The sequence below is a fragment of the Paenibacillus kyungheensis genome (assembly GCF_028606985.1).
Lineage (GTDB): Bacteria > Bacillota > Bacilli > Paenibacillales > Paenibacillaceae > Saccharibacillus > Saccharibacillus kyungheensis.
In genome coordinates this window covers 2701368-2715226 of sequence record NZ_CP117416.1, presented here as the reverse complement: position 1 = coordinate 2715226, position 13859 = coordinate 2701368, and the positions used below count along the sequence as shown (strand labels likewise).

Below are 13859 nucleotides of genomic sequence, written 5' to 3'. Positions count from 1 at the left end.
CTGCATACTTTGGTGCAAATGATCCTGTTTTTTTAGTTAGTTTGCTGTAGATCATATAAGGGCTTATGATAAGAATTTCTACCACACCCAATTTCGTCACAATTTGGTGTCACTGGATATTCAAAATTAGTGCGTCAATTGTGTGTTATAATCAATCTATATTACATAGAGGTTGAGGTGTTCGAATCATGGCTACTGAATTAGTACATGCACTAAATGAACAAATGAATTTTGAATTTTACTCTGCACATACGTATATGGCGATGGCGGCATACTGCTCAGGAGAAAGTCTAGATGGATTTGCAAATTTCTTTATTGTACAAGCAGAAGAGGAACGTTTTCATGCGATGAAAATCTACAAATTTCTAAATGATCGTGGTTATCGTGCTACACTGACAGCTATGCCAGAACCTACAAATGAATATACATCTATGCTTGATGTTTTTGAACATGGATATGCACATGAGAAAAGAAATACAGAAAAATTCTATCATCTTGCAGATCTGGCGCTTAATGAGCGTGAGCATGCAACGATCTATTTCTTAAAATGGTTTATCGACGAACAAGTTGAAGAAGAGTCTTTATTTGATAATCTGATTCAAAAGTTACGTCGTATTGAGCAAGATAGTAATGCTTTTTATATGATGGATACAGAGTTTGCCGGACGTTCTTTCACAGCTCCTGCGCTATAAAGGTATAAACAATAGACATGCGTATACTATCTACTACGTTAAAGTACAACAACGATATTGACTAAATATGTAGTGTCATCCCATTCTATAACTTGATAGATAACCAATAAAGCCTACCTTTTACGGTAGGCTTTTTCATGGAAAGAAGTAATATAACGAAACAACGATTCGCCTTGATCGGTTACAGCAAAATCAGTCTGTAACGGCAATACCATTGCACGATAAGGTTCTGGAACCCAGATATATTGATGTACATAAGAAGTTGCTATAAACCCGCACTTTTCCCAAAATAATAATCGACTTCGATTGAGCGGAGTATCTTCTGCTTCTACCTCGATTACAATAGCAGCGATGCCATGTTCATCAATAGCCCACTGTTTGATTTGCTCCAAAAAAGATAGACCTATTCCTTGATCTCGCCAATCTTGATGCACAGCCATATAATCAATAATTAATATAGATTCAGCAGCAGAACCCACCAGACCGGTAATAGCCATAGCGATAACCTGTTCTTGATCAAATAAGGCATGAATAAATGAATTTTTCTGTTCAAGCATGATCCGCAAAATCCGTTTAGGCTTCGCTCCATGTGGAAATGCTTCTTCATAAATGGGTTGAATCTTTTGCCATAATGATTCATCCCAGATTGATGTAGTAACCCATTTTAATGATGTCATTCTTTTTCTCCTTCCACGATATCGCTCTCCTCATTATATTAGACCCAAAGTATGATGTACTAATCACCATAAAATATTTCATTTCCTTCTTAGGAAAAAAGAGGTAAAGTTAGAATAATATAAATGATTATTAGATCACCTAAATATCGTTTCTATCTTTTTTTCTATCTTTTTCACTAAAGGAGTTTTTACATGAGTTCGACGACTAACTATAGAGCATCATATCAGTCTTACCTTAACCGCCAGGATGTCGATGGTTCCAAAATGAGGTACATATTTATTATCAATACAGCCGACGGCTTACAACGATATATGAAACGTAATAATATGCAATCCGTATTGACCAAGCTTTCTCCATTATCGATGTTTGGTGAGATTCAAGTCGTGGCACAGATCGAAGGATCTTTTTATCAATTGCCTGATTTTACAGAGCATACCGCTTCCCAATATATGAAAACACAGATTTATGGCAAAGACGCATTACGCGGAGAAAAAATAGATTTATTTGCAGAACTATTTCATACCAGCGAATTAACTCATATTATCTGGTTCACAGACGAAGAAGTTACACCTTATACACGAGTGATTCAGTCGATGAATGCCCCGCATATGTTCTGGAATTTTGTCTCGATCAAAGGATCGCCGTTACGCTGTGCTACTAAGCCACCTAAAAATATTATACTGACCCATATTCCCAAAATATCCAGTCTAGCCACATCTGTATTGTATCGCAAATTACTGAATAAATTTGCTCAGTATGTGAACAAAACTGATCTACCGATGCATGGACGAGTACGAATTAGCCAGATTGAAAATACGGCGGATTCGCAACATGTGATCAAAGGCTCCAAGTCTAAAGTAGAACAAACCAATCTAAAAGTAGGCATAGGTTGGAAAACGGTAGAAGGGGAATGTCTAAGCGCTGCAATGTTGCTGACTAATAACCAATTAGCGGATGCGGAAAATATCGCTTTTTTCGGTAACAAATCAACGATCGGTATGACGCATGTAGATGGTCGAGAACTACCGACAGAGGATATGGAGCAATATACGGTTAATCTATCCGCGATAGAACAAGCAGGGCAAGATAAGATTCTATTTACGCTAGTTATGCCTGATGGCACGCCTGAACAATTGTATATTCGGGTGCTAACTTATGATAATCGTGAATTGATTCGTTTTCAGATCGATATGGAGACGTGTGCATCGAATACTGCGCTGGAATTAGGAGCATTGTATTATTACAAGCAAGAATGGCGCTTTAATGCGATTGGGAATGGTTATAATGCAGGCATGGAAAAAATCGGTGCAAACTATGGAATCCCTGATCTAACAGATACGTATAATTTTACATCTGAAGTCTTAGAAGATATCGCTCTAAATGGGAAAACGTTTGAGTATCATATGCAGGATTTGTTTACCAAATTGGGTTATGAAGTAGAAGTGCCTACCAGCGATCCGTATGCACCGGATTATGGTGTAGACCTAATCGCTATCAAAGGTGGAGTACGCAAAGCTGTACAGTTAAAATGCTTTAGCAATGTCGTACCGATCAAAGCGGTGCAAGAAGTCTATGCAGGTGCACGTATGTACAATTGTGATAAATATATGGTGGTAGCCACCAACTACTTTAGTCGTGCTGCTCTGCAATTAGCAGAACAGTTAGATGTAGAAATATGGGACAAAATGCAGTTAGCCAAAGTGGAAGATCGCCTACGCTCACGTATCGGTGTCTCTGATGAAAATGAGCTCAAGCTCAAACTTTCCAAAAAAGATGCAGAAGATGAAATCGATATTGATATCTCTGCTTTTCTAGTCAATGGATCTGACCAATGTGAAAGTGATGAAGATCTTATTTTCTATAATCAGACCGATCATCCCAGTGGGTGTATACGACTAATTAATGATACAGCATGGGAAAAAATGATGTATATTGATCTATCCAGCTTGCCGGCTTATTGCGAGAAGATTGTTATTGTAGGTTCACTGGATGCGTACAAGCAAAAAGTCGAATTAACAATAGATAATGAATTGAATTTGTATCATACTTTCGAATATATGCCGAGTACGGTGTGCGATACGTTAGTATTAGGTCAATTCCGCAAAATCGATGGGGAATGGGCATTTACCACTTCAGAAACGTATTTTGTCGGTGGATTGGAAGAAGCTTGCAAAATGTATGGTCTAACGACAGGTTAATGGCGTATAGGTTACATTTATCCCTCAATTTATCAATACACAGGATCATGTTCATACGCAATTACTGTATTTAGGATGGATTCTTACTTCCATTGCAGTGCTCTGTTTTTTCGTACTGGTGTGGTTACTGCAACATGTTCAACATCTATTGCAAAAACCTAACGTTCAGCTTATTTTTAAAAAATTGACTTGGCTTGCGCTTATCGGATTTGGTGTCAAAACAGCAGTATAACGATCTTATATAATGACCTGAATTATACTTGGAGATACGGCTCACATAACTATTGATCTCGATCACTACTGCTTTTCTTGACAAGTCTATAGGATTTCACACATACTAAATAAACCCTATTTATTATATGTCAGGAAAGGTTATTATGAAAAAGATAAGTACACATTTAATCAAAGAAATTAATCTAAGCAATGTGCGCCGGGTGATGAAAGATATCGAAGTAGGCACCAAACCGCAAATCGCTGAATTGACTCAATTGAGTGTAGTAACGATCAACTCGCTGATTAGAGATTTGGTAGAGCAAGGTGAGATTGCTGAAGATAAAATGATTCCTTCGAATGGTGGACGACCTGCTCTAACGTATCGTTATAATTATGATTTCAGTATGGCATTAGTGATCTATATGAACGTGAAGCAAGGCAAAGATACTATTTCAGCCAGTGTTATCAATTTGCGAGAAGATATTTTGGAGAAACAAGAATATCATATGCCGATCTTTGAACGTACTAGCTTTTATGAAATGATCGCTTATTATCTTGATCGTTATCCAGCAATTAAAGTGATTGGTGTCGGTATTCCCGGTCAAGCGATCGACGGACAGATTATTGTGAGTAGTCATCCTAACTTGCAAGGTGTACGAATGAGTGAAGATATCCAATCTCATTTTGGGATTCCTGTTGTGTTGGAAAATGATATTAATGCCGCGATCACTGGATATTATGTAAAACAAGATTCTCCACAAGAACAATGTATAGTTGGCATGTATTTTCCAGAAAAATATTGTCCGGGTATGGGTATCCATCTGAATGGACAATTGATCAAAGGAAAACATGGCATGGCAGGAGAGATCAAATTTTTGCCGATCGATATTGATTGGGAAAGCGATCTGAGCAAAGATACATTTATCGAAACGCTGTGTCAATTGGTGCAGACAACGAATGCGATTCTAGCACCACAACAGATTATTATGTATCAAAGTTATATTGAGGAAGAAGAGTGGCATCCGTATTGGGAAGCTTATCAAGTCAAGCGCTTGATGCCTTCATATCCTGAATTAATTTTTCTAGATTCTTTTCTTCAAGATTTTGAAGTAGGGATGAAATGGTTAACTCTCAAAGCGTTAGAACCTTTTCTTTCACATATTCCTAATATTTAAGTGCTCTCATTGTATAATGGGAGTATTTTTTATAAATAGTTTGGAATCATATTGACAGGCAATGTTCTCTATTGCATACTTAATAAATAATCTTTATTAAGTTGGTTTATTTAAATGTAAATAGTAAATGCGGAGGGATTCTATCGTTATGGCTACTTGGTTTTTGATTATTATTTATCTCGCTTTTATCAGTCTGGGGATTCCAGATGCACTGCTTGGTTCAGCATGGCCAGTTATGCATCCACAAATTGGTGCTTCCCTTGAATCTGCGGGTCTGTTATCGATGATTATTGCCGCAGGTACAATTGTATCCAGCCTAGTGAGTGGAACTATTATTCAGAAGTGGGGAACAGGTAAGCTTACATTATTTAGCTGTGCCTTAACTGCTGGTGCTTTGCTTGGATTTTCATTTGCCCCTTCATTGTTATGGTTAGCGCTATTAGCGATTCCGCTAGGGCTTGGTGCAGGAGCGGTAGATGCTGGACTTAATCATTATGTAGCCAATCATTACAAAGCTCATCATATGAGCTGGTTGCACTGCTTCTGGGGAGTGGGCGCTATGACAGGTCCAATCATTATGTCTTACTTTATTGCTCAACATGGATCGTGGCGTGAAGGCTATTCAACCGTTTCTATGATTCAGTGGGGATTGGTACTTATTTTACTGGTGACATTACCGCTTTGGAAAAAAGTAGCCGATCTTCAGCAATCTAAAGCTGAAGCTACTGATATATCTGATCCATTATCATCCATATCTGATACGTCTACAGATTCGAATGTGAAAAAAGTTCATCCGATCCGTATCAAAGGCGTAAAAATGACTCTAATCGCATTCCTATTCTATTGCGGAGTAGAATCCACTGTAGGATTATGGGGTGCTAGTTATCTGGTAGATGCAAAAGGCATGACTGCTGAGACAGCCGCTCTATGGGTGTCTTTATATTATGGTGGAATTACAGTTGGTCGATTGATTACAGGATTTATCACGCTCAAAGTCAATAACCGTATTTTGATTTTGGCAGGTCAGATTATAGCGGTTAGTGGAGGCGTAATTATTTTACTTCCTTTACCAGACATCGCTAGTATGATCGGACTGATTCTGATTGGTGTAGGGTTTGCACCGGTATATCCAGGATTAATCCATGAAACGCCACATCGCTTTGGCAAAGCCAATTCGGCTAAATTGATCGGTTACCAGATGGCTGTCGCTTATACAGGTACCACCTTTTTGCCACCGCTGTTTGGTATTTTAGCTTCTCAATGGAGTATTCAGCTATTTCCTGTTGTCGTGCTAATTTTTATAGTAGCGATGCTATTAAGCTCTGAATCTGTTAATATAGCCATCCAAAAAAGACAATCAAAATAGAAAGAAGGGAGTATTATGTTACTCATTTCAGGATTACTTCTATGGATATTATTATGTATTTTCATTTTACTCAGTGCTAGTTATGCAGCAACAGATAAAGTATCAGATATAGAAAAGAAGAACTCTAAACCAGATGATCCATTTGCTTATCTATTTCCTTTATAACAAAGCACTTTATTATAGAAATCCTTTTTCAAATGCTTAGTAAGCTATCTTTCTTATAAATACCTTTGCTATATTAGTAATCGGTATACAAAAGAAAGGAGCTACATATATGTGTGCATTATATCAGAATCAAACAGCTGTTTTTTTAGGAGATAGTATTACATTTGGTTATGAATTAAAAGAAGGAGAACAAGCATATCCTGCTTTAGTTAGTGAAAGCTTAGGTTTGAGTTCTTATGAAAATCATGGGATTTCTGGAAGCAGTGTATCTAGTGGCGGATGGGAACCGATGTGTGAACGATATCAACATATGAATAAACACGCAGATATCATCTTTTTTATGGGAGGTCGAAATGATTTCTCATCAGTAGAAAATGAATTTGGAGATATAAATACTTCTGTGGACGATACACATACTTTTTATGGGGCTTTAAAACATATTGCTGAGGGACTTATTCAATATTATCCTGATCGCTTAATTATCTTTTTGACTCCACCTCATGGATCAAGCAATATCGTACCTGAGCATTTACCGAACAGAACAACAGGTAAAGTTTATAGCGATTACGTTCAAGCTGTACGAGAAGTCGCTTCGCTCTATTCTTTTCCTTGTTGTGACCTATGGAATACAGCAGGGATTCAGCCACTACTGGAAGTTCACAAAAATATGTATTTTACAGGAGAAAACGGTATACCTGACGGACTGCACCCTAATCAAAAAGGGCATGAGCGATTAGCCAATCGTATTATTGGATTTATAAAAACATTATAAAAAAATACGTTATAACTTAAAGGCTGATATTATATATCAGCCTTTTTGCGTTGAATGTAATATATGAAGTCCGCCCATCACAATCGGAACTACACTTTCAGCCAGAGCAGATGAAGATTGTTGCTGATTATTTTTTTTCCACTGGTAAGCCACTCCATATATTGCCCAACTGATCATTGTAGCAGCCGTTGTTAATGTATTAGGATCTGCATCAGCATGTTCTTGAGTAATTAATTTAAGTATAAATTTCTCTAGTTGGGTCTTAATATTTTCCTCCATAATGGCAGAAACCGAATCGTATTTTTTAATACAAGTCATACTTGAATCATGATATTCACATAGCGCCATCACCAGCTCATAAATCATTTCTTCTGTTAGATTAATATGATTATCTACTTTATTAACAACGAATTGCAAAAAGCTATCCGAAAAAATCGCTTCAAGTAGCGCATATTTATCAGGAAAATGAGCATAAAATGTCGCGCGATTAATCGTCGCATGCTTGGTAATATCACTAATCGTAATTGTGTCAAAATCACTATTATGAAGTTGTGCCAAAAAGGAATCCAAAATTAACTGTCTTGTACGAATAACCCGGGGGTCATTGGGATTGGGAGAAAGAACACTTGCCATAGGTATACACCACTTTCGGTTCAGTTGTTGTTTCTTATTATAAACGCACACTATTGTAGCAACAAGCATTTAAAAGATAAACAACAATATCATCGATATGTTGCTTAAGCAAAATAACAGAAACATTGTTGGTTGTAGAGCATATCAAAGCTTGATAGGATCGATGTATACCAATCAGGAGGTGCTATTTTGAACAATCAACAGCAACAGCAAACTCATTCAACTGAAGCTTTATTTCAACCATATACACTAGGGACATTAACTCTACCGACTCGCATCGTTATGGCTCCAATGAGTCGTATGTTTTCGATCAATGGTGTACCTGGAGAAGATGTAGCTACGTATTATCGTCGCCGTGCTGAAAAGGGAGTCGGGCTTATTATCACAGAAAGTACCAATATCGATCATCCTGCGGTGATCAGTGAACCTAATATCCCTAACTTTTATGGAGAAGAAGCTCTACAAGGATGGGCGGAAGTAGTACGTCAGGTACATGAAGCAGGGGGCAAAATATTCCCTCAATTCGGTCATATGGGAATTGCTCGTCCAGCAGGTTCTTTGCCTCATCCAGAAGCACCATCATTGGCTCCATCGGGTCTTGATTTTGATGGTAATCTTGTAACTGATCCAATGACCCAGCAGGATATAGATGAAGTGATACAAGCTTTTGTAGATGGGGCGGTGCAAGCGCAAAAAATCGGTTTTGACGGTGTAGAGATTCATGGTGCTCATGGTTATCTTATCGATCAATTTTTCTGGGAGAAAACCAATCAACGTACCGATCGTTATGGAGGAGACTTCATCAAGCGTGCTCAATTTGCTGTCGAGATCATTCAGCGTATCCGCGCAGAAGTTGGGCCAGATTATCCGATAGCTATTCGTTTATCTCAATGGAAAATGAGTGATTATCAAGCTACATTGTTTGATACGCCTGAACAATTAGGAGAATTTCTTGACGTATTAGTGCAGGCAGGAGTAGATATTTTTGATTGCTCGACACGCCGTTTCTGGGAGCCTGCTTTTGAAGGATCACCTCTTAGTCTAGCAGGATGGATCAAGAAGTTAACAGGCAAGCCAACGATTACTGTCGGTTCTATAGGGTTGGATAGCGATTTTACAATGCTTTACACCGAAGGAACAGGCTCAGAACAGAAGGATATCAACGGTTTGTTAGAACGTTTAGATGCTAATGAGTTCGATCTTGTTGCTGTAGGACGTGCGCTGATTAGTGACCCTGATTGGGCGATCAAAATACGTGAAAATCGTAATCAAGAACTGCATAATTTCACACCTGAATCATTATCGACATTGATCTAACAACATACAAAGAGCGTTCTTCATAGATAGTGAAGAACGCTCTTTTGGTATGGAATCGGATGATTCATTGTTATATTGTGGATATTATCAGGCAAAATGGTTATTAGATATTCAAATATTCTTTAAGTCCGGCAACAATCGCTTCAGCTACTTTATTTTGAAAGTCATCTTGTACCATGATGGCTTCTTCTGTTTTGTTGGTCAAAAATCCAATTTCAAGCAGAGCTGCTGGCATTGTTGTTTTGCGAATCACTAGATAGTTGGCTTGCTTGGAATTGCGATCTTTGAAGCCAGTAGCTGCAAGCACATGTTTTTGAATAATATCCGATAACAATTTACTTCGCTTGGTATCTGCATAGAATGTTTCTGTGCCGCTGGCATCTTTGTTAGGAGCCGCATTACCATGAATCGATAGAAATACATCGGCATTAGCATCTTCAGCAATTTTGACGCGACTGTCTAAAGGAATAAATGTATCATCCGTACGTGTCATAATCAGGTCGATTTTAGGTTCCTTTTTGAGTAATGCCGCTACTTTGTTACCTACTTTAAGTACTACATTTTTTTCAAGTACTCCTGTAGCTCCGATACCACCAGAATCCGTATCTCCATGTCCCGGATCGATAATAACTACTTTTTTGCCATTAGAACCTACAGGCTTGGTTGTTGCAGTTGTATTCAGATCAACAAACGTTAGATCATTTTGCTGATACAATTTGTACGTTTTACTTTGATTTAGATCGATCACAACACGCACTTGAGAAGGTTGGCTACTGAATATAGAGTAACGAATCTGCTTCACATCTGCTGATCCAGTAACAGGGATTGTTCCGACTTCACCTTGTTTTAATTCAGTTCCTTGTAAGAATCCTTTACCAAAAGCCGTATTCGGGAAATCAATAACGATCCGATTCGGATTAGTCAGTACAGAGTCTACCGGCTTTACCTGATTGCTAGACGAAATCATTAAGCGATTGTCGCTATAACTAATACCTTCGATCGTTGTATTGTTCGGATCAGGAGTGGAACCATTATTCGTATCAGGGCCAGCAGCTACTTTTTCCAAATAGACTGTTTTGGATGTGTTATCCCATTTTACTTTCAAGCCCATCTGCGTCCCGACAAAGCGCAAAGGTACATAAGTCGTATTAGACTTCATAAATGGAGCTTGTTCTAATACAACACTACCACTGGTCGCATCTGCATGAGGTTGACCTACAGTTAACTTGATCGTGGCAGCAGCGTTAGAAATCGTAATAAGCTGATCAGATTGTTTCCATTTGACTTTATAGCCTAACTTTTCAGAGATCACTCGAATAGGAACCATTGTAGTCTGATTGGTGATCATTACATCGCCTGCGCCCTCGACAGCTTGGTTATCTAGCATAATCTGTGTAGATGCAGCCTGAGTCGTTGAAGGGAGTAGAATAAAAAAGCTCATGACCATCGCAAAAGCTATCGTTATCCATACATTTCGTTGATTTCGATTCATCGTTATCTCATCTTCTTTCCGGTTAGAATAGTACTCACTTATGTATATTCGGTTTGCCCACTTAAAAGGTTAAACTCACGTAAGGAAAAAAAGTTTCTCTTATGCAAAAATAAAAAAAAGCTATTATCGATTTCCCTGTAGTAAAGAGAGTCGATAATAGCTTACATAATCAATAACAATTGGCTATCTTAAGCGATCAAACAGTAAGCGATAATCATTAAGAAAATGATGGTAATATGATTGATCGAGAAGATAAACATTTTGTGTGACCATTTTTTGTTTTCGTACTTTTTAAATGTAGATACGCTCAGGTACAACCAAGCGAGTGTTACTAGGAATGATACAAGTGTTACATAAGGACTGAGTGTCCAGAATAAAAAGCTTGAGAATAATAGCAAAACGATATACACATTCGTCTGAATATACGTGCGTTTGATTCCTTTGACGATCGGAAGCATAGGCACGCCTGCTGCTTTGTATTCATCAAATCTGCGAATCGCAATACCATAGAAATGAGGCATCTGCCATAGTAACATTGTTACAACAAGTGCCCAAATTTCGAAATGCCCTAAATCTTGTGAAATCGCACACCAACCAATTAGTGGAGGAACTGCTCCTGAAAGACTACCGACTTCAGTGTTGTATACGGTTGTACGTTTGGTCCACATGGTATAAGGGACGACATAAAGAAAAAGTCCCAATATACCGAATACAGCCGCCATTGGCGTAGCCATATACAATACAATAGCACCCAAAATTGTCATCGTAAAACCGATAATCAAACCTACTTTGGTATCCACTTGACCGGTAACTGTCGGACGGGTTCGGGTTCGTTCCATAATCGCATCAATATCACGATCATACAAGTTATTAAATGCTCCTGCGGAAGCAATAATCAAAGTCGAACCTACCATAGCAAGAATAATCGGTACAATCTGTCCCCAGACGGATTCATTAAATACATAAAGTGCCATACATAGACCAGCAATAACAGCAATCAGATTAGATTTAATAATACCGACTTTAATTGTATCAAAAAAAGCTTTTGGTATTGAACTGTATTCCACTGTAATGTTAGACTGCGCACTATTATTCATCATTATTATCTACCCATTTCTATATAATTAAAATTTTATACTATATAATGTAGTAATTATATCACTGTTTATAGTAGGTGAATTCTGTAACTTGACTTCGTTAATAATAATGTCATTTAAATGTGAACAATTTTAGAACACTTAGTAATTGAATTGTGAAAAATACATCGATATGATACAAGTCATATCTATTAAAAGTAGCCCAAATTCGTAATAGAAGCAACAAAAAAACGGTATCTTTTTAATAAGATACCGTTTCGCTGTTTATTTGGTTCATTATGAATGAGATTGTGCTATCTCTGCTAGTAGCTGATTGACTTCTTTGCCAGTGACCTGTTGAGCAGGGTGGAATAGAGAAGTTGAGTCATTTTTCATTAATTTCATCTGTAAGACATGTTCGATAGAAGCATAGGCCCAGTGTTGTTGAGGTACATCAGTAACAACAATTGGAGACTTCGACTCTGTAGATTGCTGTGTCATATTGATCCAGTTAGAGATAACGGTAGCTAATTGAGCACGAGTCACTTTGTCATCAGGTGCAAATGTAGTTGCTGTCATTCCTTTCATCAACCCTTGAGCAGTCACCTGTTGAATCTGTTTGTTGATATCTGAATTTGAAATATCTGCAAATGATGGTGTGGCTGTCGGTTCAGGTAGTTGAAGAACATTCGCAAGTGCATGTGCTAATTGAGCACGTGTAACTGTTGCATCGTCTGCTAGGTTGGCATGAACAATCTGATTGGATCGGGATTGATCAAATAACCAGTTAACGACTTCAGAATTGTTAAATGCAGGAACCCATGACCAGTGCAACATTTTATTGTAGAAATGGTGTTCTGTCATAAATTCATCGCTATACAGCGTTTGCTTGACTTTAGTTGATCCCAGTTCAGTCAATGCTTGATAAGATAATGTAGTAGTTCTGCTATCTGTAGTCGGATCATTTTCTGCATGGATCAGCCAGATCGGAGTATCGGTTAAAGGTTGAAGTGCTTGCTTGAATGGTTCTACACTTCCTTTGTAATCGGCAACTGCATCTTTGGCTGCAATCACAATACTACCTGCAAATAGATCAGGGTACTGCATCATAAATCGAAGTGCACCACCGCCACCACTAGATACACCGACCAGATAAATTCGCTCTGGATCAACTTTTCCTTCGTCTACCAACTGTTGAATCAGTTCATATTGAAGAGTGAAGTACGCTTGCATTTGTGGTAATTCTACCGGATTATTATAGATCGCCCAACCGTAATTTTGCGGATATTGTACAGCGAGCACAGAAGTGTCTTTCCCTGATTCTGTCCAGACCGTAGCTCCGCGATTCTCGGTTAATTGCTTCATATTATCGGTTCCAAATTCACCACCGCCATGAAGCCAGACAACTAAAGGTTGCGGCTTTGTAGATGACGTTTCTTTTAACCGATAAGGTAAAGTCGCTCCATTGCTTGCTGTAAATGAACTGGATTTAAAATCATCGACTGTACGTGTATTCACTTTGGTTACCTTTTCTTTGGTAAAAGATAGATCGGGATAGGTACTGCTTGTAACAGCGAATGGTGATACATAACCACCCGGATATCGGAATGGAGCCACTTTCATATGAATCGTCTGATCGTTGATCGATAGTTCTATACCATCATTATCGTAATTCTGTTGTACAATCTCGCCAGCTTCATTTAGCGGATAACCGTTATAATTACCTGTAATATCCAGGTCGCTAGCTTGCAGATCATCATATGTACTGATGTTATTCACAGTGATATCAAATGACTCCACCATAGTTCCTGCGTCACCGATATACGTGTTGGCGACTACCGACTGTACAGACGAAGCTTCTGCGATCGAAGGTTTGGAGATGAATACTACTGGAATCATTAACAAAGCAAAGATTGTCACCCCGTAAATACTTACTTTTTTTCTCAACATAATTCCTCCTTAATGTTAGCTTGATTCATCTGGAATGATTTTTGTAAATACACAAAAAGGGCAAAACCCAAAGCTACGATAGAAAGAAGAGCAGTCTTCTTCCAACATAGTCTTATAGGTTTTGCCCACGTA

The 13859-nt window shown here is 38.2% G+C and carries 12 protein-coding genes; 7 read left to right on the top strand and 5 right to left on the bottom strand.

From position 1 onward, the window contains the following. Window positions 1-188: 188 nt before the first annotated feature. The gene (locus PQ456_RS11555) at window positions 189-692 is read left to right on the top strand and encodes a ferritin (RefSeq protein WP_273612412.1); all 504 of its coding nucleotides are present in this window, start codon (window positions 189-191) and stop codon (window positions 690-692) included. A 113-nt stretch (window positions 693-805) separates the two neighbouring features. Here PQ456_RS11555 and PQ456_RS11550 read toward each other — a convergent pair whose 3' ends face one another. Continuing rightward, window positions 806-1369, bottom strand: a complete 564-nt coding sequence (locus PQ456_RS11550; RefSeq protein ID WP_273612411.1) for a GNAT family N-acetyltransferase — start codon at window positions 1367-1369, stop codon at window positions 806-808. A gap of 192 nt (window positions 1370-1561) precedes the next feature. On the opposite strand from PQ456_RS11550, the gene PQ456_RS11545 reads away from it, so the two are divergent. The 5 genes from PQ456_RS11545 to PQ456_RS11525 all read left to right on the top strand — a co-directional run bounded on the left by PQ456_RS11545 (window position 1562) and on the right by PQ456_RS11525 (window position 7259). Next, window positions 1562-3568, top strand: a complete 2007-nt coding sequence (locus tag PQ456_RS11545) for a TerD family protein (protein WP_273612410.1) — start codon at window positions 1562-1564, stop codon at window positions 3566-3568. 377 nt (window positions 3569-3945) lie between these two features. After that, the gene (locus PQ456_RS11540; RefSeq protein ID WP_273612409.1) at window positions 3946-4956 is read left to right on the top strand and encodes an ROK family protein; all 1011 of its coding nucleotides are present in this window, start codon (window positions 3946-3948) and stop codon (window positions 4954-4956) included. A gap of 148 nt (window positions 4957-5104) precedes the next feature. Next, window positions 5105-6322, top strand: coding sequence for an MFS transporter (locus tag PQ456_RS11535; RefSeq protein ID WP_273612408.1), 1218 nt, complete (start codon window positions 5105-5107; stop codon window positions 6320-6322). Window positions 6323-6337: 15 nt separating this feature from the next. Continuing rightward, window positions 6338-6487, top strand: a complete 150-nt coding sequence (locus PQ456_RS11530) for a hypothetical protein (RefSeq protein WP_273612407.1) — start codon at window positions 6338-6340, stop codon at window positions 6485-6487. Window positions 6488-6596: 109 nt separating this feature from the next. Beyond that, window positions 6597-7259 (top strand): SGNH/GDSL hydrolase family protein, encoded by a 663-nt coding sequence (locus tag PQ456_RS11525; RefSeq protein WP_273612406.1) that lies wholly within the window; start codon window positions 6597-6599, stop codon window positions 7257-7259. 36 nt (window positions 7260-7295) lie between these two features. Here the strand turns inward: PQ456_RS11525 and PQ456_RS11520 are convergent, their stop codons facing one another. Next, window positions 7296-7892 (bottom strand): TetR/AcrR family transcriptional regulator, encoded by a 597-nt coding sequence (locus PQ456_RS11520; RefSeq protein WP_273612405.1) that lies wholly within the window; start codon window positions 7890-7892, stop codon window positions 7296-7298. 189 nt (window positions 7893-8081) lie between these two features. Here PQ456_RS11520 and PQ456_RS11515 point away from each other — a divergent pair, with 189 nt between their 5' ends. Then, complete coding sequence (locus PQ456_RS11515; protein ID WP_273612404.1) at window positions 8082-9209, top strand: NADH:flavin oxidoreductase; 1128 nt, start codon at window positions 8082-8084, stop codon at window positions 9207-9209. A 103-nt stretch (window positions 9210-9312) separates the two neighbouring features. On the opposite strand, the gene PQ456_RS11510 is transcribed toward PQ456_RS11515, so the two are convergent. The 3 genes from PQ456_RS11510 to PQ456_RS11500 form a co-directional block, all read right to left on the bottom strand. After that, complete coding sequence (locus PQ456_RS11510; protein WP_273612403.1) at window positions 9313-10701, bottom strand: N-acetylmuramoyl-L-alanine amidase family protein; 1389 nt, start codon at window positions 10699-10701, stop codon at window positions 9313-9315. 188 nt (window positions 10702-10889) lie between these two features. Further along, window positions 10890-11801, bottom strand: a complete 912-nt coding sequence (gene cyoE / locus PQ456_RS11505; protein ID WP_373461962.1) for a heme o synthase — start codon at window positions 11799-11801, stop codon at window positions 10890-10892. Between the two features lie 273 nt (window positions 11802-12074). Continuing rightward, a complete protein-coding gene (locus tag PQ456_RS11500; RefSeq protein WP_273612401.1) occupies window positions 12075-13724 on the bottom strand; it encodes an S-layer homology domain-containing protein in 1650 nt (549 codons plus the stop codon). Window positions 13725-13859 lie beyond the last annotated feature (135 nt).